This is a genomic window from Mycobacterium sp. ST-F2, assembly GCF_001905655.1.
Lineage (GTDB): Bacteria > Actinomycetota > Actinomycetes > Mycobacteriales > Mycobacteriaceae > Mycobacterium.
The window spans coordinates 62,663-84,915 of the sequence record NZ_JMHT01000037.1 but is presented as its reverse complement, the minus strand read 5'-3'; the positions used below and the strand labels follow the sequence as shown (position 1 = coordinate 84,915).

General features: G+C 67.3%; 19 protein-coding genes. 4 read left to right on the top strand and 15 right to left on the bottom strand.

Features of this window, described 5'->3' with window-relative positions:
• Positions 1-233: 233 nt before the first annotated feature.
• The 4 genes from EB75_RS15160 to EB75_RS15145 are packed head-to-tail and all read right to left on the bottom strand — an operon-like array spanning position 234 to position 2,329.
• Positions 234-704, bottom strand: a complete 471-nt coding sequence (locus EB75_RS15160) for an Rrf2 family transcriptional regulator (RefSeq protein WP_073696192.1) — start codon at positions 702-704, stop codon at positions 234-236.
• Between the two features lie 27 nt (positions 705-731).
• On the bottom strand, positions 732-1,328 hold the full coding sequence (locus tag EB75_RS15155) for a cysteine hydrolase family protein (RefSeq protein ID WP_073696215.1): 597 nt from the start codon (positions 1,326-1,328) through the stop codon (positions 732-734).
• Between the two features lie 53 nt (positions 1,329-1,381).
• Entirely contained in the window at positions 1,382-1,663 is a 282-nt protein-coding gene (locus EB75_RS15150; RefSeq protein WP_073696191.1) for a hypothetical protein, read from the bottom strand.
• Positions 1,664-1,708: 45 nt separating this feature from the next.
• Positions 1,709-2,329 (bottom strand): TetR/AcrR family transcriptional regulator, encoded by a 621-nt coding sequence (locus EB75_RS15145; RefSeq protein WP_073696190.1) that lies wholly within the window; start codon positions 2,327-2,329, stop codon positions 1,709-1,711.
• A 109-nt stretch (positions 2,330-2,438) separates the two neighbouring features.
• Between EB75_RS15145 and EB75_RS15140 the strand changes: the two genes are divergently transcribed.
• Together EB75_RS15140 and EB75_RS15135 are read left to right on the top strand one after the other, a co-directional pair.
• Positions 2,439-3,365: a metal-dependent hydrolase gene (locus EB75_RS15140; RefSeq protein WP_073696189.1), complete on the top strand. Its 927-nt coding sequence runs from the start codon at positions 2,439-2,441 to the stop codon at positions 3,363-3,365.
• On the top strand, positions 3,358-4,512 hold the full coding sequence (locus tag EB75_RS15135) for a hypothetical protein (protein ID WP_073696188.1): 1,155 nt from the start codon (positions 3,358-3,360) through the stop codon (positions 4,510-4,512). Before EB75_RS15140 ends, EB75_RS15135 begins: the two co-directional genes overlap by 8 nt.
• Before the next feature lie 69 nt (positions 4,513-4,581).
• On the opposite strand, the gene EB75_RS15130 is transcribed toward EB75_RS15135, so the two are convergent.
• The 4 genes from EB75_RS15130 to EB75_RS15115 all read right to left on the bottom strand — a co-directional run bounded on the left by EB75_RS15130 (position 4,582) and on the right by EB75_RS15115 (position 9,711).
• Positions 4,582-5,328, bottom strand: a complete 747-nt coding sequence (locus tag EB75_RS15130) for a 3'(2'),5'-bisphosphate nucleotidase CysQ (RefSeq protein WP_073696187.1) — start codon at positions 5,326-5,328, stop codon at positions 4,582-4,584.
• Complete coding sequence (gene cysN, locus EB75_RS15125; RefSeq protein WP_502689375.1) at positions 5,325-7,250, bottom strand: sulfate adenylyltransferase subunit CysN; 1,926 nt, start codon at positions 7,248-7,250, stop codon at positions 5,325-5,327. The genes EB75_RS15130 and cysN overlap by 4 nt, the downstream gene beginning before the upstream one ends.
• A complete protein-coding gene (gene cysD, locus EB75_RS15120; protein ID WP_174557675.1) occupies positions 7,207-8,157 on the bottom strand; it encodes a sulfate adenylyltransferase subunit CysD in 951 nt (316 codons plus the stop codon). Before cysD ends, cysN begins: the two co-directional genes overlap by 44 nt.
• 297 nt (positions 8,158-8,454) lie before the next feature.
• Positions 8,455-9,711 (bottom strand): cytochrome P450, encoded by a 1,257-nt coding sequence (locus EB75_RS15115; RefSeq protein WP_073696185.1) that lies wholly within the window; start codon positions 9,709-9,711, stop codon positions 8,455-8,457.
• 162 nt (positions 9,712-9,873) lie between these two features.
• On the opposite strand from EB75_RS15115, the gene EB75_RS15110 reads away from it, so the two are divergent.
• Both EB75_RS15110 and EB75_RS15105 read left to right on the top strand, forming a co-directional pair.
• Positions 9,874-13,155: a LuxR family transcriptional regulator gene (locus EB75_RS15110; RefSeq protein ID WP_073696213.1), complete on the top strand. Its 3,282-nt coding sequence runs from the start codon at positions 9,874-9,876 to the stop codon at positions 13,153-13,155.
• An 88-nt stretch (positions 13,156-13,243) separates the two neighbouring features.
• Positions 13,244-13,657, top strand: a complete 414-nt coding sequence (locus EB75_RS15105; protein ID WP_073696184.1) for a PaaI family thioesterase — start codon at positions 13,244-13,246, stop codon at positions 13,655-13,657.
• A 91-nt stretch (positions 13,658-13,748) separates the two neighbouring features.
• On the opposite strand, the gene EB75_RS15100 is transcribed toward EB75_RS15105, so the two are convergent.
• The 7 genes from EB75_RS15100 to EB75_RS15070 all read right to left on the bottom strand — a co-directional run bounded on the left by EB75_RS15100 (position 13,749) and on the right by EB75_RS15070 (position 22,233).
• Positions 13,749-15,647, bottom strand: a complete 1,899-nt coding sequence (locus EB75_RS15100) for an ArnT family glycosyltransferase (protein ID WP_142239616.1) — start codon at positions 15,645-15,647, stop codon at positions 13,749-13,751.
• Positions 15,648-15,681: 34 nt separating this feature from the next.
• The gene (locus EB75_RS15095) at positions 15,682-16,938 is read right to left on the bottom strand and encodes a bifunctional glycosyltransferase family 2/GtrA family protein (RefSeq protein ID WP_073696183.1); all 1,257 of its coding nucleotides are present in this window, start codon (positions 16,936-16,938) and stop codon (positions 15,682-15,684) included.
• 131 nt (positions 16,939-17,069) lie between these two features.
• A complete protein-coding gene (locus EB75_RS15090; RefSeq protein ID WP_073696182.1) occupies positions 17,070-18,968 on the bottom strand; it encodes a glycosyltransferase family 39 protein in 1,899 nt (632 codons plus the stop codon).
• 14 nt (positions 18,969-18,982) lie between these two features.
• Entirely contained in the window at positions 18,983-20,587 is a 1,605-nt protein-coding gene (locus EB75_RS15085; RefSeq protein ID WP_073696181.1) for a sensor histidine kinase, read from the bottom strand.
• Positions 20,565-21,269 (bottom strand): response regulator transcription factor, encoded by a 705-nt coding sequence (locus tag EB75_RS15080; protein ID WP_073696180.1) that lies wholly within the window; start codon positions 21,267-21,269, stop codon positions 20,565-20,567. The genes EB75_RS15085 and EB75_RS15080 overlap by 23 nt, the downstream gene beginning before the upstream one ends.
• Positions 21,270-21,390: 121 nt before the next feature.
• Complete coding sequence (locus tag EB75_RS15075) at positions 21,391-21,636, bottom strand: hypothetical protein (RefSeq protein WP_073696179.1); 246 nt, start codon at positions 21,634-21,636, stop codon at positions 21,391-21,393.
• Between the two features lie 351 nt (positions 21,637-21,987).
• Entirely contained in the window at positions 21,988-22,233 is a 246-nt protein-coding gene (locus tag EB75_RS15070; RefSeq protein ID WP_073696178.1) for a hypothetical protein, read from the bottom strand.
• Between the last annotated feature and the right edge of the window lie 20 nt (positions 22,234-22,253).

The following is a 22,253-nucleotide window of genomic DNA, read 5'->3' as shown; positions in this document are numbered from 1 at the left end:
GGCGGCCGTGGCGTCGGCGATATGGCGCGGGGTGCGCGCGCATCCAGCAGCCATCCCTTTGGTCCTGACCCGGCGCATCGCGTCGGCCACCGGGTTCGCCGTGGCGGACGCGCTCGTCGGCGCCTTAGGGCGCGCCGGGCAGTTAGCGGCCGCTCGACAGCGGTGAGGGTGCGCAAAGTGCCCGCGACACACCGCGAATGGCCGTACAGACACGGCCGCTCGCGTGGGTTTGGCTAGCTGTGGCCGCGGCGCGCTTCCTGCGTCCGGTAGTCCCCCGCCAGCGTGCTGACGTGGTCGGGCAGCTTGCCGGTGGCCACGTCGGCGAGGCTGGTTTGTTCGAGTACCGAACGCATGCTGGCGCGCAAGGCCCGCCACACATCGGTGAGTGCGGCCGTCGGCCCGGAGTACGGCAGATCGCCCAACCCCATGTCCCGGACGCTGGCCAGCGGACCGTCGATGCAGCGCAGGACGTCGGCGATGCTGATGTCCGCGGCCGGGCGGGCGAGCTCGTAGCCGCCGTCGCGTCCGCGATGGCTGCGCACCAGGCGGTCGGTCCGCAGGTTGGTCAGAATGTCGACCAGGAACTGCGGGGGGATGCCCTGCGCCTTGGCCAGGTCTTCGGTCTTCACCAGCACACCGGCCTCCGCGGCCGCCAATTCGACCATGGCGCGGACGGCGTACTCCGCCTTGGCCGACATCCGCATCAGGCAATCATGCCATTCCGTGCCGGATTAGTCCGGAATACTCGCGACGTTCGGAGCCACCACGGCGAACAGATCGGCCAGCGCGGCGAGGCTCGCCGCCTGCAATGCAGCGGCCGGCACCGCCTGGCCGTCTGGCCCCGCCAGGGTGCGGGTCGCGGTCGCGGCGGCCACGACCGTCGGCGCGTACCCGAGGTTGAACGCGCCACGGGCGGTGGAGTTGACGCACATGTGCGTCATGAACCCGGCGAGCACCAGGTTCGACGCACCGAGCGCCTTGAGCCGCTCATCCAGATCGGTCTGCACGAAGGAGTTCGGGAACTGCTTGACGATCACCGGCTCGTCGCCGCGCGGCGCCACCCGGTCGACGATCGCGCCGCTGTCGCCGCCGATGTCGTACAGCGAGCCCGGCCCGTCGTCGTGCTGGATGTGGATGACGGGAATGCCTGCTGTGCGGGCACGGTCGAGCAGTGCGGCGGTCTCATCGAGTGCGGCCTGCACGCCCTCGAGTTCCATCACCCCTTGCGTGTAGGTGTTCTGGCAGTCGATCAGAACCAGGGCCGAGTCCGCGAGGCGAACCGGTTCGACAGGCAGGCTGGACAATTCACGCAGAGTGGGGCGAGTCATCACGCGAGCCTAGTGGCTCAAAGATGTTTCCAGGAGCCGATTTTCGCCGACGGTCAGTTGTTGCCGTTGAGGCCCGGATGCAGACCGGGTGCCACACTCGGCGCGCCCGGCGCGGTGACGCCCGGACTGAACAGGTTGCCGCCGGTGGGGTTGATGCTCTTCTCGGTCGGCGTCGGCGTCGGCGACGCAGACGGCGACGTTGTTGTCGTCGTGGTGGTCGTCGACGGCGACTGCCCGCCGTTGTTGCTACAGCCTGCGGTGAGCACGCCCATCGCAACGAGAGCGGCGCCGCCGGCCGCGGCCATCAACTGTCGAGTGGACACGTGTGTGCTCATGCGAACCCAAATTAGCCCTGACCGGCTGTTATCGCCACTGCTGGCTCAATCGGCTCCGCCAGGCCGCTGGCCCAGAATCGCGGCGCCCAGCCAGCGCCTAATGAACGCCCTCAACTCCTCGGGAGTACGCCCGTCGCCGGCCGGCGCGAGGAAGTACGACAGCATGATGCGCAGCGTGAACTCGACCAGGTCGCGCAGTGCCGCGTCGTCGTATCCGTAACGGGCCCAGTCGACGTCGAATCGGGTGATCATCTGCATGCCGAAGTCCTGCGCCTCGGCGGAGGCCATGTCACTGCTGTGCGTGCCGGCGTACGGCGCCGACATCAGGATGCCCAGGTGTGGCGTCCGGGTCACCGCGTCGAGCGTGTAGAGCACACCTTCGGTCATCGCATCGGCGGGGCTGTGAATCCCCCGCACGTGCTCGCTGAGCTGGTCCAGGAATCCGTCGACCGATGCAATGGCGGCAGCGCGCATCAGATCGTCGGCCGTCGGGAAGTACCGGTAGACCGTCTGCCGGATGACGCCGAGGGATTCGGCGACATCGGCAATGGTGATCGCGGTGCCCGTACTGGACAGCAGCTCGACAGCGGCGGCCACGATGCGCTCGGTCGCCTCGTCGTCATCGGCGGGCGGCTCCCCACCCCAACCGCGACGTTTGCGTGCCATGCGCCGGACGGTACACGGCGCATGCCATCGCAGGCATTGACGGATCGGGGCAACACTGTAACCATACACAAGCGACATTATTTGTATGATTACTGATCGAGGTGCCCACGTGACCGATCTACAGGTCCGCAAGATGCGGTTCGCTTTCGCCGACCACCCCGTGCCGTTCCTCTGGAACGAGACCAACCCCGCGTTCTCCGCAATGGCAAATGCCGTGTCCTTCTTGGCAATTGCGTTCGAGAAGATGATCGTCAGCACCATGTCCGAGGCCAAGCCGCTGCTGACCGACCCGGTGATCGCTGAAGAGGCCGATGCCTTCGTCCGTCAGGAGGGCCAACATTCGATGGCCCACCGGGCACATGCGCGTGGCCTCATCAAGGCGCACCCGGAGCTCAAGGAGACCCTCGACGAGGTGATCGCCGCGTTCGACGATCTCGTCGCCAACAAGCCCCTCAAATATCGGCTGGCCTACACCGCCGACCTGGAGGCGACCTTCACGCCGGTCTTCAAGTTGATGCTCGACCACGACGACACGTTGTTCGCACCGGGCGACGACCGCGTCGCGTCACTGTTCTTGTGGCACTTCGTCGAAGAGGTCGAGCACCGGAGCTCTGCGCTCATCATTTACAACGGCCTGGTCGACGATCCGTGGTATCGCATGCGGGTGGCGCCGTCGATCTTCAAGCACGTGATGGATTGCGTGCGGATGGCGTGCAACGGATTCAACAAGCATCTGCCGCTGGAGGTCCGCAAGGTCGACGCACTGTCGGCGTTCGCGCTCGAGCGCCGCAAGAACACGATCCTCAAGCGGCTGGGCCGAATCCCGGACTTCGGGCCGTTCACCAGCGCGTTCCACGACCTGCCGGTCCGCGAGCAGTTGGTGGCCCTCTCGGGCATCGTCCGCAGCCAGATTCCGGGCCACAACCCGGAGCACGAGAAGCTGCCCGCTCTCGCGGCCGAATGGTTCGAACGCTACGACGCCGGCTACGACGTCACCCACTGGTACACCGCCGGAAAGCAGAGCGCCCATGTCTGACCTGTGTTCCCCGACGTTCGCCGATCTTGCCGGGCGCCTTGGCTTTTCCTGCCAGACGGCCGGCGGCCTACTCGAGGTCCGCAATCCCCTGCAGCTGGAGAACTGGACCCTGCCGGTCCTCGAGCTGACGGTGATCACCGGCGCGGTGCTGACCCTGGTCTACGCGATCATCCGGCTGCGTCGCCACGGTGACGCCACCAACATCGCACTGTGGTTCGGCGCGGTGGCCTACCTGCTGATCATCGAGCCGCCGCTGTACTTTCCGGCGGCCTTCGGCATCGCCGACCGCGTCGACACCATGTTCGCGCACAACGTGTTCACGGTGGACTTCCTGTGGGGCCGACTACCGCTGTACATCGTCGCGATCTACCCGATGATGGCGACGGTCGCGTTCGAAATCGTCCGCAGCCTAGGGGTTTTCCGGCGCTACGGCACCCTGGTCGGGGCAGTGTGCGTCGGATTCGTCCACCACGCGTTCTACGAGATCTTCGACCATCTGGGCCCGCAGCTGCGGTGGTGGGAATGGTCGGTGCACAACCCGATGAACCAGCCGATGTTCGACTCCGTACCGCTGCCCAGCGTGGTCGTCTTCGCCGCGCTGTGGCCAATGTCGCTGGCGCTCTGCGTGCAGTTCTTCGTGGGCCGGCACGCGGATCGGGGCCGCCGCTTCACCGGATTCGAAATCGTTTGGCGCACAGTGGTGGCCGGGGTGTTGGCTTCGCTGGGAACCGCGATCCTGCCATTGCCCGCAACCGTCATCGGCGGCGTGACCGGCAGCAGCACCGCAGGCGGCATCGCCTACGCGGCCGAACTCGTGGCGGTGTGCGCCGTGGCGATCTGGGCGCTCGTCTCCCAGTGGCGCCGACTACGTGGCACCGTCGCCAGCCCAACCGAGCCGCGCTACGTCAGCCCGCCGTGGTTGATCGGTTACGCCGTCGCCTACCTGGTGGTCATGGCGGCGCTCTGGCTCAGTGCGTTGCCCGCCTACTTCGGAGCAGTCAACGACGTTACCGCACACGGGGATCCGATCGGCAGCCTGTGGTACACGGTCTTGTGCTTTGTGATTGCCATCGGGTGCATCGTCGCGGTCCGCACCATCGCACCGGCGAAATCCCGGACGCCGGACCTGGCTGCCGTGCCGAGCTAGGTCGCCGAGATACGCGAAATGGCTGCGGGAGCGTAAGTTCCCACAGCCATTTCGTCGATTTCGCGAAAGCTACTGCGTGGCAGTGATCGCCAGTACCCGCTCAGCCAGTTCCGGCCGGCACACCACCAGGTCGGGCAGCTTCGGGTCCTCGCGGTTGTAGACCAGCGGCGAGCCGTCGATGCGTGAGGTGTGCAGTCCGGCGGCACGGGCCACCGCGACCGGCGCGGCGGAGTCCCACTCGAACTGACCACCGGCGTGGACGTAGACGTCGGCCCGGCCCTGGATCACGGCCGCGACTTTGGCTCCCGCCGAACCCATTTCGACCAGAACGCCGTCGAGGGCGTCACGCACCGCGAGGGCGATGGCCGGCGGCCGGGTGCGGGACACCACGATGCGCGGCGGGCCGTCGACCGGGCGGGGCGCGGCCACGGCGGGCGTGTGCAGCGTGGTGTTCTGCGCGGGCAGCGCCACGGCGCCGGCGACCAACTCGCCGGACTCCCACAGCGCCACGTGCACGGCCCAGTCCTCCCGGTCAAGCTCGGAGAACTCGCGCGTGCCGTCGAGCGGGTCGACGATCCACACCCGGTCGGACGTCAGGCGGGCGCTGTTGGCCCGCTCCTCCTCCGTCGCCTCCTCGGAGAGCACCGCGTCATTGGGACGCAACCGCGCGAGCTCCGTCATCAAGAACTCGTGAGCGCGCTTGTCCCCCGCGGCTTTCCGCTCGGAAGCGTCGGCCGTGGCGAACTCGGCCCGCACATCCAGGAGCAGGTCACCCGCGCGGGTGGCCAGCCGCTCGGCCACCTCGTGATCCATCATCGCTGGGCCACCAGCATGTCGACGACGCGCTGCGCCTGGGCGTCCAGGTCCTCCGGCGACAGCTGCAGATCCGGGTTCTTCGGCCGCTGGTACGGGCTGTCGATACCGGTGAAGTGCGTGATCTCACCGGCACGCGCCTTGGCGTACAGACCCTTGGGATCGCGGGCCTCGCAGTCAGCCAACGGGGTGTCCATGAACACCTCGAAGAACTCGAATCCCTGGTCGGTGTGGACCTTTCGGGCCAGCTCGCGGTGCTCTTCCAACGGGCTGATCGCAGGCACCAGCACGATCTGACCCGAATCGGCCAGCAGCGTGGCGATGTGAGCCAGGCGGCGCAGGTTCTCCGAGCGGTCTGCCATGGAGAAGCCCAGGTCAGCGTTCAGCCCGTGGCGTAGGTTGTCGCCGTCGAGAACGTATGCGGGACGGCCCAATTCGAGCAGCTTGCGCTCCACCAGCATGGCCACCGACGACTTGCCCGAGCCGGACAGGCCGGTGAACCACACCGTGCTGCCCTTGGACAGCCGGTCCTCGGCGGTGACGAGGTTGGCGTGCCGCACGGCGTTCGGGGTGGCGGCCCGGCCGGCGGCCGGCGTCGTCTCGCGCACCATGCCCGCGGCGACGGTGCCATTGGTGTCCGGGTCGATCAGGATGAACGACCCCGTCACCGAGTTGCGCGAGTACTCGTCGAGCAGCAGCGGCTGCTGCGTACGCAGCGTGACGCGGCCAAGTTCGTTGAGCTTCAACGCCGTTGCGCTCTTGTCGCGGTGCAGGGTGTTGACGTCCAAGCGGTAGTCCAGGTCCGAAACCCGGGCCCGCGTGGTGCGGGTGGTGTGCTTGATGATGTAGTCCCGGCCCGGCTCGAGGCTCGCGTCGTCGGACATCCAGCACACGGTGGCGTCGAATTCCTGCGTGGTGTGCGGCTGGTTGTGCACACGGGCGATCATGTCGCCACGCGAGATGTCGATGTCGTCGGCCAGGCTGACCGACACCGCCATCGGCGCGAACGCCTCCTCGACCGGACCTGTCGGTCCATCGATGGCGGTGATGGTGCTGGTCTTTCCTGCTGGGAGGACGACGATTTCGTCGCCGGGGCGCATGACGCCGCTGGCGATGGTGCCCGCGTAGCTGCGGTGGTCGGCGTGCTCGTGAGTCTGCGGCCGGATGACGTACTGCACCGGGAAGCGGACGTCCTTCAGGTTGCGGTCACCGGCGATGTACACCTCTTCGAGGTGGCTCAGCAGCGACGGACCCTCGTACCACGGTGTCTTGTCCGACTTGGTCACCACGTTGTCGCCGGCCAGCGCCGACAGCGGGATGGTGGTGACATCCTGGATGTCCAGGCGGGCCACGAACTCGTGGAAGTCATCGCGAATCTTCTCGAAACGCTCACGGTCCCAATCGATCAGGTCCATCTTGTTGACCGCCAGCACGATGTGCTGGATGCCCAGCAGCGACGCCAGGAAGGCGTGCCGGCGCGACTGCTCCAAGAGGCCGTGGCGGGCGTCGACCAGCACGATGGCCAGCTGCGCCGTCGAGGTGCCGGTGACCATGTTCCGGGTGTACTGGATGTGGCCCGGCGTGTCGGCGATGATGAATTTCCGTTTGGCCGTGGCGAAGTAGCGGTATGCGACATCGATGGTGATGCCCTGTTCGCGCTCGGCGCGCAGGCCGTCGGTGACCAGAGCGAGGTCGGTGTAGCCGTGGCCGCGTTCCTTGGAGGTGCGCTCGACGGCGGCCAGCTGGTCCTCCATGACGGCCTTGCTGTCATAGAGCAGCCGGCCGATCAGCGTGGACTTTCCGTCGTCCACCGAACCGGCAGTGGCGATACGCAACAAGGTTGCCATTAGCTTTGCATTCCCTTCTTCGCGCGAGCGCTCATCAGAAGTAGCCTTCCCGCTTGCGGTCTTCCATGCCGGCCTCAGAAATCCGGTCGTCTGCGCGGGTCGCGCCGCGCTCGGTCAGTCGGGACACCGCGGTCTCGGCGATGACTTCCTCGACGGTCGAAGCCTCCGACTCGACGCAGCCGGTGCAGGTGACGTCGCCGACGGTGCGGAACCGGACGGTCTTGGTGATCACCGGCTCGTCGTCGTTCGGCTTGAGGTACTCGTGCACCGCGAGCAGCATGCCGTCGCGCTCGAAGACCTGACGCTCGTGCGCGTAGTAGATGCTCGGCAGCGCGATCTCCTCGGCGCCGATGTACGCCCAGATGTCGTACTCGGTCCAGTTCGACAGCGGGAAGACGCGGATGTGCTCGCCCTTGCGGTGCCGGCCGTTGTACAGGTTCCACAGCTCGGGGCGCTGGTTCTTGGGGTCCCACTGACCGAACTCGTCGCGGAAGCTGTAGACGCGCTCCTTGGCTCGGGCCTTCTCCTCGTCGCGGCGGGCGCCACCGAAGGCGGCGTCGAACTTGTTCTCCCGGATGCCGCGCAGCAGCGAGACGGTCTGCAGCGGGTTGCGCGACGGACCGTTGTCGACGACACGGCCGGCGTCGATGTCCTCCTGCACGCTGGCCACGACCAGGCGCAGGTTGTACTTCTCCACCAAGGCGTCGCGGGTGGCGATGACCTCTTCGAAGTTGTGGCCCGTATCGACGTGCATGACGGGGAACGGCAGGCGGCCCGGCGCGAACGCCTTGATGGCCAGGTGCAGCATCACGATGGAGTCCTTGCCACCGGAGAACAGCAGCACGGGCCGCTCGAACTCCGCGGCGACCTCGCGGATGATGTGGATGGCCTCGGCCTCCAACGATCGCAGATGGCTCAATTCGTATTTGGCGGCCCGCTGGTCCACCTTGGACGCCTCCGCGGCGTCGGGAGTGACGGTCATCATTTCCCCGTAAAGTTGGTAGAACTGGTCAAGTTAAGAACCATAGTCGGAATTTACGGTGGTCGGCCGGGAGTGTCAATGGTTTCGCGCAGGGCGTCCGACTCACCGGGACGCCGGCGACATTGGCAGCCGCGTCACACGAACCACATGAGCACCAGTCGGTGTCTCTGCACACACTTCGCGGAACGCGATATCGCCGGTGATATCGCGTTCCGGAAGTGTGTTGGGTCAGAGGCCAGGGTGGCTTGTCACACGGCGAGCTTCACCCGGTAGCCCTGAACCATCACCATCTGAAACGGGTCACTCGGCATGACCCACCCCCGACTCCGGTCCGAACTCGATCGGCAGCGTCGTCGGCCCGCCCAGTTCATTCACCGGATTCCACGGAGCAGGACCAGTGCGGCGGGCATGTGGCCACCGCTGTGTCATGACTCTCAGCGCCTCGGTCAATTCCAGTCGCGCCAGATGCGCACCCAGGCAGTAGTGCACCCCTCCCCCGAACGTCTGAATCGGTGGCGCGCCCTGCCGGCGGATATCGAGACGGTCCGGATCGTCGAATACGGCGGGATCGCGATTGGCCGCGCCGGTGTTGATCACGATCAATGTGCCGGCCGGGATTTCCACGCCCGCGAGTACGACGTCCTCGACCGCGGCGCGCAAGGTCACGAACGTCATCGGTGAGTGCCGGATGAGTTCCTCAACCGCGCCGTCGGCCAACTCCGGATGGCTGCCGAGCAACGTCCACTGGTCCGGGTGATCGCACAGCGTGTGGACCGATGCGCTCAGTTGATGACGCGTCGTATCGGTACCGCCGGTGAGCATCGCAGCGACGAGCATTCGCAGCTCGCCGGCGTTCAGGCGGTCTCCGTCGTCCTCGGCGCGGATAAGTTCGGAGATGAGGTCGTCGGTCAGACACCGCCGGCGCTGGGCCACCATGTCGTCGATGTAGGCATCCATCGCCTCCCAGGCACGCTGGATCACCGGAAGATTGTCAGCGGCACCCCAGCTGTAGGCCTTCAGGATGTCGTCGGTCCAGTCCGAGAACAACTCCCAGTCCTCCGGTGGTGCACCGAGCATCGCGCAGATCACCGGGATCGGGTATTGCCGTGCGATGTCGGTGACGACATCGCAGTGCCCGCGGGTCAGCTGGCGCTCGACCAACCCGGTGATGATGTCGGTGATGGTGGCGTGCATACGCGCCGTCGCTCGTGGCGTGAATGCCTTACATACCAAGCGACGCAGCCGCAGATGCGGCTCGCCGTCGAGGCTGATGATGTTGGAGACCACGTGATCCCATACCGGACCCGACGTGATGCCTTGTGCCACAAGGAACATTCCCGGCGGCATTACGAAGCGTGCATCGCGCAGCACCGCATGCACGAGGTCGTAGGTCAGCAGTTCCGGCCCGTAGGGCCCGATCGCGATCGGAGCCTGCTCGCGAGCCGCGCGCAGAATGGCGTGCACATCGTCGGGATGGTGAGCCTGCCCGTAGTCGATGGTCGGCAAGCCGGCCTCGAAGACATTGGGGCAGCTGCTTCGTTCGGCAACAGCGGTCATGGCGGCGCTCCCGGGTCGGTGTTCTATCTCCTCGACTATGTGGTTTGAGCACGTCAGTGAACATCAGGGGATCCACGTATCTGCTACGTGCTTTCCCTGATGTTTCCCGTTTCCGGGACCCGGATGCTGGCTAGCATGACCGAATCGGATCTACGCGCGGGCATGCCGCCGGTCAGCGGGAGCGAGTTGGGCGTGAGCGATCTACCAACCGGCACGGTCACGCTGCTCCTCGCCGATGTCGAGGACTCGACCCGGTTGTGGGAGGCCCAGCCGGAACAGATGACCGCAGCGGTTCAGCTCCTCGACCACACGCTTGCCGAACTGCTTGCCGCTCACGGCGGGGTACGACCTGTCGAGCAGGGTGAAGGCGACAGCTTCGTGGTCGCGTTCGCCCGCGCGACCGAAGCAGTGGCGTGCGCTCTCGCCCTCCAGAAGACGGCGCTTGCCCCGATCCGCTTGCGCATCGGGCTACACACCGGGGAAGTGCAGCTGCGCGACGCCGCCAACTACATCGGACCGGCGATCAACCGGGCCGCGCGAATCCGCGATCTCGCCCACGGCGGCCAGACCGTGCTCTCCGGCACCACCGAGGACCTGGTGGCCGAAGCACTCCCCGACGGTGCCTGGCTGGCCGATCTCGGTAAGTACGAACTGCGCGGGGTGACGCGTCCCGAACGGGTGGCACAACTGTGTCACCCGGAGATCCGCAATGAATTTCCACCGTTGCGCACCGGGAATCCCCCTGCGGCCGAACGACTCCCGGTACAACTGACCAGTTTCATCGGGCGTGGCGCCGAGATCGAGGACGTACGGATCAATGTCGTCGGCAACCGGTTGGTCACGCTGACCGCTACCGGCGGCGCTGGTAAGACCCGACTAGCCATTCAAGTCGCGGGCCAACTGGCGGCCGATTTCGCCGACGGAGTCTGGTACGTCGATCTGGCGTCGATCGCCGACGGCGATCTGGTGCCGGGCGCCGTGGCGACGGCGCTGGCGCTGGTGGACCAGCCCGGCCGCTCCACCGTCGACACGCTCGTCCGATCGATCGGGCATCGCCACATGTTGGTGCTGCTGGACAACTGTGAGCACCTTGTGGATTCCACTGCCGCGCTGATCACCACGCTGCTGAGCAACTGCCCCGGTCTGACGCTCTTGGCAACCAGCCGCGAGCCGATCGGTGTCGCGGGTGAAGTCACCTGGCGAGTGCCGTCGATGTCGCTGGACGACGACGCCATCGCTTTGTTCATTGACCGCGCCCACCGCGCACGTGCCGATTTCACCTTGAACGACAACGATATTCACACCGTCAGCGAAATCTGCGCTCGGCTCGACGGCATGCCGCTGGCCATCGAATTGGCCGCGGCCCGGGTGCGGGCATTGTCCCTCGACGAGATCGTGAGCAGCCTGCACGACCGTTTCCGCCTGTTGACGGGTGGACGCCGCACCGCGGTCCGGCGCCAGCAGACCCTGCGCGCATCGGTGGACTGGTCGCATGCACTGCTGACCGAGTCCGAGCGAATCCTGTTCCGCCGGCTCGCCCCTTTCCTCGGCGGCTTCGACCTCGCGGCCGCGCGTGCCGTCGCCGCCGTCACCGAGGCCGAGCGCTACCAGGTCTTCGATCAGCTCGCGCTGTTGGTGGACAAGTCACTGGTGGTGGCCGACGGTGGCGGCGGCCGCACGCGGTACCGACTGCTGGAAACGGTGCGCCAGTACGCCCTGGAGAAACTGGGCGAGTCGGGTGAAGCCGACGACGTCCGGGTCCGCCACTGCGATTACTACACCGGACTGGCGGCCCGGCTCGACGCCCCGGCCGCCACCGGGCACCAACAGCTGGTCGACGAAGCCGAAGCCGAAATCGACAACCTCCGTGCGGCGTTCGCCTGGAGTCGTGAAAGCGGTGACATCGCGAGAGCCCTGCAGATCGCGTCGACGCTGCAGCCGCTCTGGCTCACCCGCGGCCGACTGCGCGAAGGGCTGGGTTGGATCGACGATGCGCTGACCGAACTGAAATCGAGCGGCGGCGACGTCGGGCCCGCGGTGCTGGCGCGGGCGCTCGCCGACGGTGCGCTGTTCGACGGCTGGTTGGGCGTGCCGGAGCGGCGCGAGCAAGCTGCCGAGGCGCTGGCGATCGCGCGCAGGGTCGACGACCCGGCGCTGTTGGTCCGCACCCTGACAGCGTGCTTCGCCACCGCGGCCCTCGACGCCGAACAGGTCGCGACGTTCTTCACCGAGGCCATCGAGCTGGCCAGACAGCTGGGAGACAAATGGCGACTGAGCCAGCTCTTGGGCTTTCAGGCATATGGGGCCGCGATGACGGGCGACGCCGTCGGCGCACGTACGGCAGCCACCGAGGGCCGCATCCTGGCCGACGCGATCGGCGACCGCTTTGCCTCTGGCATGTGTCGGGCCTGGGGACTGGGCGGGTCGACAGCCATGCTGGGCGACCTGCGCGCAGCAGAAGTCACGTTGCGAGAATTCATCGCTGACGCCGATACGACTGGCGACCCGCTGTCCAAGTTCAACGGCCTCCTCGTACTGAGCCCCGTCCTGGGCTGGTTGGGCAGGTGGGCCGAGTCGCTGACGGTCTCGGAAGCGGTTGCGGAATCCGGCGCTGAACTCGGGCCCATTATCGATGGCCTGGGCGACCTGTCCTTGGGAGTGGCACACCTTGCTGCCGGTGACATCGCATCTGCGGAGCATTCGTTCGAGAGGGGCTACAGCCGGATCCCGGACGTTTCATTCACCCGGGCCAACATGAGTTTTCGGGCCGAGGCCGCGCTTGCCGCAGGTGACATCGCCAAAGCGACCTATTTTGCCGACGAAGGCGTAGCCGCCATGACCGGATACTTCGGCATGTGGGCGGTCACCGCACGCGCCCGCGTCGCGCTCGCTCAAGGCGACCGGGAAGCGGCCGAACGTGACGCGCACGAAGCCCTCGTCCGTGCGACGGAGACGCGGGTGCAGATCGGCTTGCCGGCCGTTCTGGAGTTCCTGGCTCAGATGGCGTCGACAGACCAGAGTTACGCCGAAGCAGCCCGCCTCCTCGGAGCAGCACAGGGCATCCGGCAGCGCACGGGCGAGGTGCGGTATGAAATCTACCAAGCGGACCACGAAACGCTCCTGAATACCATCCGAAATGCCATGGGACAGCACGACTTCGACGCGGCGTGGGACGAGGGGACGGCACTGACGACCGAAGAGGCCATCAGCTACGCACGCCGTGGGCGCGGCGAACGCAAACGACCACCCACTGGCTGGGCCGCTCTCACCCCGACTGAACTCGACGTCGCACGGCTGGTCAGCGAGGGCTTGGGCAACAAGGACATCGGCGTCAGGCTGTTCGTGTCACCGCGCACCGTCGAAACACATCTCAGCCATATCTACGCCAAACTCGGGTACTCGTCGCGTGTCCAGCTTGCACAAGAAGCGGCCCGCCGCAATTAGCGGCGTCGGCCCTCATTTCATGCCAAGCAGCCATCACTACCTGCCAGGTAATTGAACCGACTACCCGCGCGGCGCAGACTTCGATGTCATGAGCCCCCACACCGGCGCCGAGGTCATGGCGCAGTTCATCCCTCAGTCCCCACTTGTCGCCAAGCTGGGCATCGTCGCCGAAGGTCTCGACGCCCCCGAGGTCCGGTTGCGGATGCCGTGGGACCCGTCCAACACCACACTCGCCGACATGGTGCACGGCGGCGCGATCGCGACGCTGGCCGACGTCACCGTCATGACCGCGGCGTGGTCAACGGAACAGGCGCCGGAATCGCTTCGCGGCGTGACGATCTCGATGTCGGTCCAATACCTGGCGCCGGCCCGCTCAACCGACCTGATCGCCGTCGGCCGCGTGCTGCACCGCGGAAAGTCCTTGGTGCACTGCGAAGTCGAGATCGGAACCCCGGGCGGCGACCCGGTGGCCAAGGCCGTGGGTACCTACAAGATCGGCTGATCGCGGACACGGTATCGAGGCCAATGAGAGGTTATGCCTCGGATTGCAGTCACCATGTGACTGCAATCCGAGGCATAGACGCGTGCTCCGATCAGTGGGGCGCCTCGAGGTCGTAGACCGTCGTGCCACCGACGTCGAGCTTGGCGAAATGCCCCGTCACCCATGCGGTGATCTCCGCGGCACTCCCGCGGTCACGCCGAGGGCCGCCGCCGGGGCCCTTGTGGTCGCCGGCGATGAAGTAGTGGATCTGGCCGTCTTCCACGTACTGCTGGAACTGCGTCAGGGTCGGCGCGTTGTCGCCGCCGGAGAATCCGCCGATCGCCATCAACGACTTGCCGGTGCTCAACTCCAGATCGCCGGCCTGGAAGGACCCGACCGTCGCTGCGGCCCAACGGTTGTTGGTGCCACGGATCAGGTTCTCGAGTTCGGCATTGGGACCGTCACGGTGGGGGCCACCCGGGCGACCACCCGGCCAGGAGTCGCCGCCGGGCCGCGGCGGACCGGACATCGAGCCGGGGCCGCTGCTGTGGACCGCCGCCACGTTGTACAGCGTGAACGACGCCGACCCAGCCAGGGCCGCGGCGATCGCGATACCGGCGACGACGGCCGTGAGCCGTCCCGAACGCTGCTTGGCCACCATGATGGCCACTGCTGCCAGGACCGCCACCACCGCGATGACCCAGCGCAGGGCGGGCATCCAGTCCGGGGTGCGAGACAGCAGTGTGAACGCCCAGCCGGCCGTGACGACGAGGAGCAGCGCGAGGGTCAGGCGCGCCGAGAGCTTGTCCCGACGTTGCCACAGATGGGCGACCGTCATGCCGGCCAACGCGGCGACCGCCGGCGCCAGCGCGACGTTGTAGTACGGGTGCACCGTGCCGTCCATGAAGCTGAACACCGCGCCGGTCACCAAAAGCCAACCACCCCAGAGCAATACCCCGGCGCGAACCAGGTCGGTACGGGGCGCGCGGCGAGTGGCCCACAACAGCAGCACCAGCCCGATCAACGCCACCGGCAACAGCCACGACACCTCGACACCCATCGACGGGCCGAACAGCCGGGTGATGCCGGCGTGCCCACCGAAGAACAGGTTGTCGCGCATGCCGCCGCCGGGTCCGGGACCACCGGCGGGACGGTCACCGCCGGTGATGCGCTCGATACCGTTGTAGCCCAACGCCAGTTGCAGCAGGCTGTTGTCGGTGGACCCGGCGATGTACGGGCGGGCGTCGGCGGGCCACAAGCTGACCAGCGCGATGTACCACCCCGCCGAAATCACCAGGGCCACAGCGGATATCAGCAGCGCACTGATGCGGCGCCCCAGTCCGAACGGTGCGGCTACCAGGAAGGCCACCGCCAGTCCCGGCACCGGCAGGAAGGCCTGCAGCATCTTGGTCAGGAAGGCGAAGCCGACGATGGCGCCGGTCAGCGCCATCCATCGGGCGGACACCGAGAAGTCGGTGCACTGGATGGCCCGCACCGTGCAGTAGGCCGCACTGATCAGCAGCAGCACCAGCAGCGCATCGGGGTTGTTGAACCGGAACATCAGGGCCGCAACGGGAGTCACTGCCAGCACCAGGCCGGCCAGTAGTCCGGCGGCTGCCCCGCTGGTGCGGCGGACCGTCGCGTACAGCATCCCGACCGACGCCGCACCCATGAGGGCCTGCGGCAGCAGCATGCTGAACGCGCTGAATCCGAAGAGTCGGCCCGACAGACCCATCAGCCACAGGGCGGCCGGCGGCTTGTCGACCGTGATCGCGTTGCCGGCGTCGAATGAGCCGAACAGCAACGCTTCCCAGTTCTGGGTACCGGCCTGGGCCGCGGCAGCGTAATAGGAATTGGCCCAGCCCGACGAGCCGAGTGCCCACACGTACAGCACCGCCGTCCCGGCCAGCAGCGTCAGCAGCGCGGATCGCTCCCATGCCGGGCGGGCCCAGACTGCTGAGCGCCGACGGGGTTTCGGCAAATGAGCGACGGTGGGAGCGGTGGCGATCACGATTGGCTCTCCTCGGAAGCGGTTGGTATCCAGGTCAATTCGTGCGCTTGGGATGGAACACCCAACCACGCAGCAGCACGAACCGCACCGCGGTTGCGACCAGGTTGGCGGCCACCAGCACGCTCAGCTCGACGAGGTGGTGGGCCCGCGGGACGAACACGTGCAGCCCCGCCAGGGCGCCGCTGGTGATCGCCAGGGCAATGCCGAAGACGATCAGCCCTTCGAACTGGTGTCGTGTCGCACTGGCAGCACCGCCGCCTCTGACGCCAAAGGTGAAGCGCCGGTTGGCCGCAGTGTTGACGACGGCGGTGAGCAGCAGTGCGACGAGGTTGGCCGTCTGTGCGCCGAGCGCCGCGTGCATCATCATGAACAGCAACAGGTAGGCCAGGGTCGACGCGACGCCGATGGTGCCGAACCGGACGACCTGCCGCAGCAGTGACCCGGGCGCCGCGGACTTGGTCGACGAAACCAATTGGGCGGCAATGGTGTTCACTGGAATGGAGCCGTTGGCGAAGCCGCGCAGCAGCCGGCCCACACCCTTGAGGTCGGCGGTGGCGGTCGCGATGATGTCGACCCGGCTGTCGGGGCCGTCGACCCAGTCCACCGGCACCTCGTGGATGCGCAGCCCGGTGCGCTCGGCCAGCACCAGCAGTTCGGTGTCGAAGAACCAGCCGGTGTCCTCGACGAGCGGCAGCAGCGCCTGGGCCACGTCGGCCCGGATGGCCTTGAAACCGCATTGGGCGTCGGAGAACTTGGCCGCGAGCGCGCCGCGCAGGATCAGGTTGTAGCAGCGGGAGATGAACTCGCGCTTCGGTCCCCGCACCACGCGGGAGGCGCGGGCCAGCCGGGTGCCGATCGCCAGATCGGAGTGGCCGGAGATCAGCGGCGCCACCAGCGGGCCGAGAGCGGCCAGGTCGGTGGACAGGTCGACGTCCATGTAGACCAGCACTGGCGAGGGGGAAGTCGACCACGCCGCATGCAGCGCACGGCCCCGGCCCTTGAGGTCGAGGTGCAGGACGCGGACGTTGGCCAGCTCGGCAGCCAGTTCGGCGGCGACGCGCGGGGTGTCGTCGACACTGGCGTTGTCGGCGATGGTGATCTGCACCGGGTACGGGAAGTGCTCCTCGAGGTGCCGATGCAGGCGGCGGATCGAGCCGGGCAGGGCGACCTGCTCGTTGTAGACCGGGACCACGACATCCAGCACCGGTACGCCGGCTGCGCGCGCGGCGAGGGCAGCGTTGGGGCGGGTGCTGAAGCGTTGCTCGGCGTCACGCTCGACCAGGTTTGTCATGACACCGATTTTTGGTTGGTTCCTTTAGCCGGCCATGGGCTGAAGCTATGGGCAAGCTATGTGTTTGGCGCTGCCGTTGACTCCGCAGCCCGGGCGTAGAAGTGCGAGAACGGAGCACCCGCACCGCGGGATCAACGAGGCTGGGTCAGGTCGTAGACGACGGTGTTGTCGACGGTGGTGGCGGTGAAGTGCTCGCGGACCCATCCGGCGATCTGGCGCGATTCCTGCTTGGAACCGTCCTGACCGTGGCGTCCCCAGCCCATGTTGACGTCGCCTTCGATGAAGTAGTGGATCTGGCCCGCGGCGACGTACTGCTGGAACTGCGCCAACGTGGGCGCGGGATCGGTGCCGTTGAAGCCGCCGACGGCCATCACCGGGACGCGGGCCGCCAGCTGGTAGCCGGCGGCGTTGTTGGAGCCGACGACGGCGGCCGTCCAGCGGTAGTGCGCGGCATCGGTGCCGAGCAGTGTCGTCAGGGCAGCGCCCGGCACCGGCGAATCGAGCAGCCCGCCGCCGGGCCGGAAACCTTGCGGCGGTGCGCCCATCGCACCGCCCGGTCCACCGGCGGGGCCTCGGGCCTTGATGTGCCCGGGAGGCTGCGGACCCCAGCCGGAACTGCGTCCACCGGGCCCGCTCACCGACGGCATGGCCCCGGTATGCGAAACACCCGCGGTGGCAATCGAATACGCCGCGGGAGCGGCCAGGCACACCAGGACCGCCGTGGCCACCGCCAGGCGTGCGGGGCTGAATCGAGGCGGCGCCAGCAGCAGCAGAACCGCGACGGCGCCGACAATCAGCACCGAGGTCCGTAACCAGGTCACGTCAGCGCGGCCCAGCAGTATCGCAGCCGTGGTCGCCGTCGCCACCACGGCGCCTGCCATGGTCAGCCGGGCCTGCCACGCAGTGCGGTTGCGCCACAACAGAACCGAACCGATACCCACGCACGCCCCGATGGCCGGCGCCAGCGCGACCGTGTAGTACTGATGCACGATGCCGTTCGCGAAGCTGAACACGGAACCGGTGAACACGAGCCACCCACCCCAGATGATCAGGGCGGCCCGGGTCGCATCCGTGCGCGGGGCGCGCCGGGTGAGCACCAGTCCCACGGCCAGACAGATCAGCGCGGCCGGCAGCAGCCAGCCGGCGTAACTGCCCATGCTCGCGCCGATCAGTCGATCCCAGCCGACGTCGAAATTCGGGTTGCCCAGACCACCGGGTTCGTTCCCGTTCAGCCTGCCCACGCCGTTGTAGCCCAGCGCCAGTTCGACGATCGAATCATGTTGCGATCCGCCGACATACGGGCGCGACTCGGCAGGCCACAGTTCGACCAGCGCCAGGTACCAGCCGCCCGCGACGACCATCGCCACGGTGCCGCCGAGCAGGCGCCACAGTCGGTTGCGCCGAGAACCCGGCCCCGCCACCAGGTATGCGGCCGCGAAGGCCGGCAGCACCAGGAACGCCTGCAGCATCTTGGCCAGGAACGCGAAGCCGGCGGCCACCCCCGCGGCGACCAACCACCAACGGCCCGCGTCCTTTTCGCAGGCGCGTTGCACGCAGTAGGCACTCACCACCAACAGCAGAACCAGCAGCGCATCGGGGTTGTTGAAGCGGAACATCAACGTGGCCACCGGCGTCAACGCGAACAGCGTCCCGGCCAACAGGGCGGCGGCAGGTCCGGTCGCGCGGCGCACTGCGGCATAGAGCACCGCCACCGCGGCCACTCCCATCAGTGCCTGCGGGACCAGGATGCTCCAGGAGCTCAGCCCGAAAAGCCGTACCGAGAGATCCATCACCCACAGCGCACCGGGGGTCTTGTCGACGGTGATGGCGTTGCCGGAGTCGCTGGCGCCGAACAACATTGCGGTCCAGTCGCTGGCCCCGGCCTGTGCCGCCGCTGAATAGAAGCTGTTGGCCCAACCATTGACCGACAGGTTCCACAGATACAGCACAGCGGTCCCCGCCAGCAGGAAACCGAGCCGGAGTTGCTCGCCGATCGGACGGCGGCACAGTACGCGAATCACCGGTCTGATTGTGGGCAGGCAGGTTAGGCGGACGTCGAGGCGACGCTGTGCGGTGGCTGTGAGGCCGGAGCCGCCGGTCCCGCGGGCAGGCGCACCGTGAAGACCGTCGCGCCGGGCCGACTGTCGACACTGATGGTGCCGCCGTGCGCCTTCACCACAGCGGCGACGATGGCCAGCCCCAATCCGGTGCTGCCGGCCTGCCGGGACCGCGACGAGTCACCACGGGCGAACCGCTCGAACACCTCGGGCTGCAACGTCTTTGGAATGCCCGGGCCGTCGTCGGCGACGCTGATCACCGTGGCGTCCGGATCCGACGACAGCGCGATGGTCACCGCCGTGCCGGCCGGCGTGTGCGTCCGCGCATTCGCCAACAGGTTCACCAGCACCTGGTGCAGCCGTGCCGGGTCACCCTCGACGGTGACCGGTTCGTCGGGCAGATCCAGTGACCAATCGTGGTCCGGCCCGGCGACGTGGGCGTCGCTGACGGCATCGACCACCAATTGCGACAGGTCGACGGCCTCCATCTCCAGCGGCCGGCCGGCATCGAGCCGGGCCAGCAGCAGCATGTCCTCGACGAGGCGGGTCATTCGTGCCGTCTCGGATTCGACGCGGTTCATGGCGTGCGCGACATCGGCGGGCAGCTCGTCGCTCTTGCGTTGCGCCAGTTCGGTATAGCCCCGGATCGCCGCGAGCGGCGTCCGCAGTTCATGACTGGCGTCGGCCACGAACTGGCGCACCCGCGTCTCACTGGCATGACGGGCCGCAAGCGCGCCGGCAATGCGGTCCAGCATGCGGTTCAGCGCTGTACCCAACTGGCCCACCTCGGTGTGCGCGGCGTCGGGGTCGACGTGCACGATCTCCGTCGGCAACTGCACCTCGCCGCGGTCCAGTTCACGGTCGGCGACGTCGCGCGCCGCCGCGGAAACCCTTGACAGCGGGGCGAGTTGGCGCCGGATGATCCACACCCCCACCACCGTCGCCCCGATCAGGGCCAAGGCCCCCACCGCGCAGAACATGCCGAGCACCCACAGCAGGGTGTTGTCGACATGTCTGGTGGGCAGGCCGGTGACGATGGTCTGTGGTCCGCCGTGGCGGGGATGCAGGCCGATGACGCGGTAGGTGCCCAGCCCGTCGATGTCCATGGTGCGAATCTTGCGATCCGGCGGCACCTGCGCCAATTGCGCTGTGGCGGCGGTGCTCACCGAGTCGCGACTGCCCTCCGAGGTGATGACACCGGCGTCGACCTGCCCCCGGAACACCACTGCTCCGATGGTGCCGACGGCTTGTCCGGGCGCGTTGAGGAACCCGGGACCGGGACCGGCCTCGGGGTCAAAGCGCATGCGGAAATGCGGATCCATGGCCGGCCGGGGTACCCCACCTGTCAGTGGCGGGGCCATGGGCGGTGGCGGCAGTTCGAAGATGGCGGCCGAGCGCCGGCCCGCCTCCAGCACCTGGTCGTCCAGTTGGTGCAGCAGGAAGCGTTGCAGCGCAAACTCGGTCGCCGCGCCGACGCCGATGATGACCAATGCCAACAGCAGCACCTGGGTGACGAGCAGCCGGACCCGCAGCGACCAGGTCCGCGGCAGCGGGAACCGGGTGCGGGCGTCAGCGGGCAGGTCTGAGGACATATCCGGCGCCGCGCAGGGTGTGGATCATGGGTTCGCGTCCGCTGTCGATCTTCTTGCGCAGGTAGGACACGTACAGCTCGACGATGTTGGAGCGGCCACCGAAGTCGTAGCTCCACACCCGGTCGAGAATCTGCGCCTTGCTCAGCACCCGCTTCGAGTTGCGCATCATGTACCGCAGCAGTTCGAATTCGGTGGCGGTCAGCGTGATCTGTTCGCCGGCCCGCGTCACCTCGTGACTGTCCTCGTCGAGCACCAGGTCACCGACGACGATCTGTGCCCCACCGACTTCGTTGGCGACGCCCGTACGCCGCAGCAGCGCCCGCAGCCGCAGCACCACTTCCTCGATGCTGAACGGCTTGGTGACGTAGTCGTCGCCGCCCGCGGTCAGTCCGGCGATGCGGTCTTCGACCGAATCTTTGGCAGTCAGCAGTAGCAGCGGCAGGCCGGGAATCTGTTCGCGCAACTTGCGCAGCACGTCGAGGCCGCTCATGTCGGGCAGCATCACATCCAGCACGACCACATCGGGCGGGTTGTCCTTGGCCAGCGCGATCGCGGAGGCGCCGTCGCCGGCGGTGGCGATATCCCAGCCCTCATAGCGCAGGGCCATGGAGACGAGCTCGGCCAGAACCGGCTCGTCGTCGACCACCAGGACATTGATGGGCTTGCCATCGGCCCGGTGCATGACGACTCGCTGGGCCTCACTGTCACGGGCGGTGCTGCTGGGACCTGTCACAGCTCCATTATTCGCACCGGTGTGAGCCGCGACTGTGACGAATCTATGCGCCGGCTGTGAAACGCAGCCCTCAACCCTGCGGGTTGGAGTCAGGGGCCTCCCCCGCGTACAACGGCGCCTTGCCGGTGATCGACGGTGCCGCGAAGGTGACGGGCGCGGTCGTGCTCGTCGTGATCAGCGTGCTGCCGGCGCTCGTCGTCTCGGCCGGGCCGGCCAACACGCCTGCGCAGACAGCTGCCGCACCCATTGCGGCACTGCCACCGATGATGCCGATCGCCCATTTCCTGGTGATGCCGGATGTCTCAGGTCGACTCATGGCTTGCCTCCCGTGTACGTGGGACCACTTCGCTACCCCGCGCACTTGTTCGCGCGGCTGGTCATACACTTCGAGTCAACCGCGCCACTCTGACAGTGCGCTGGACTGGCTCTGCCAGTTCACCAACGCCCTCTCGCCCATCTGAGAGGCCGCTGGACTGGTTCTGGCAGTTCGCCAACACCGCTCAAGCTGGTCATCGACGCCAAAGCACCCGATTCAGGCCTCGACACCCCCTGCCGCGCCACGGCAACTCGGCGTCCGTGCAGCAGGACTTCGGAAAACCATGACCAGGCAACGGGTTTCAGGAGAGTTGGGCCGCCGGGGTGATGAACGCCCCCGCCGCGAAACTCATCAGCCCGGGTCCTGCCCCGGGTACAGCGGAGCGGGCCCGGTGATCGACGGCGCGGCGCTGATGATCGGCCCGCGGCCGGCGCTGCTGACAACTGAACTGACGGAGGTTCCGTTGGCCGATGTCGATTGCACAGAGTGCGCCTGCGCTCCGACGAGCACCACGGTCGTGACACCGACAGCCATGCTTCCGGCGATAACGCCGACGGCCCACTTCTTGTTGATTTCAGACTTCTTGGAATGACTCATCGCGGGTCTCCCCTGTAGAC

Coding starts and splice junctions, on each gene's coding strand:
- EB75_RS15150 (WP_073696191.1), bottom strand. CDS start 1,663: ATGAGCACACACGTGTCCACTCGACAGTTGATGGCCGCGGCCGGCGGC.
- EB75_RS15110 (WP_073696213.1), top strand. CDS start 9,874: ATGCCGCCGGTCAGCGGGAGCGAGTTGGGCGTGAGCGATCTACCAACC.
- EB75_RS15135 (WP_073696188.1), top strand. CDS start 3,358: ATGTCTGACCTGTGTTCCCCGACGTTCGCCGATCTTGCCGGGCGCCTT.
- EB75_RS15115 (WP_073696185.1), bottom strand. CDS start 9,711: ATGACCGCTGTTGCCGAACGAAGCAGCTGCCCCAATGTCTTCGAGGCC.
- EB75_RS15105 (WP_073696184.1), top strand. CDS start 13,244: ATGAGCCCCCACACCGGCGCCGAGGTCATGGCGCAGTTCATCCCTCAG.
- EB75_RS15080 (WP_073696180.1), bottom strand. CDS start 21,269: ATGCACCGGGCCGATGGCAAGCCCATCAATGTCCTGGTGGTCGACGAC.
- EB75_RS15070 (WP_073696178.1), bottom strand. CDS start 22,233: ATGAGTCATTCCAAGAAGTCTGAAATCAACAAGAAGTGGGCCGTCGGC.
- EB75_RS15130 (WP_073696187.1), bottom strand. CDS start 5,328: ATGATGGATCACGAGGTGGCCGAGCGGCTGGCCACCCGCGCGGGTGAC.
- EB75_RS15085 (WP_073696181.1), bottom strand. CDS start 20,587: ATGTCCTCAGACCTGCCCGCTGACGCCCGCACCCGGTTCCCGCTGCCG.
- cysD (WP_174557675.1), bottom strand. CDS start 8,157: ATGATGACCGTCACTCCCGACGCCGCGGAGGCGTCCAAGGTGGACCAG.
- EB75_RS15075 (WP_073696179.1), bottom strand. CDS start 21,636: ATGAGTCGACCTGAGACATCCGGCATCACCAGGAAATGGGCGATCGGC.
- EB75_RS15155 (WP_073696215.1), bottom strand. CDS start 1,328: ATGACTCGCCCCACTCTGCGTGAATTGTCCAGCCTGCCTGTCGAACCG.
- EB75_RS15145 (WP_073696190.1), bottom strand. CDS start 2,329: ATGGCACGCAAACGTCGCGGTTGGGGTGGGGAGCCGCCCGCCGATGAC.
- EB75_RS15095 (WP_073696183.1), bottom strand. CDS start 16,938: ATGACAAACCTGGTCGAGCGTGACGCCGAGCAACGCTTCAGCACCCGC.
- EB75_RS15160 (WP_073696192.1), bottom strand. CDS start 704: ATGCGGATGTCGGCCAAGGCGGAGTACGCCGTCCGCGCCATGGTCGAA.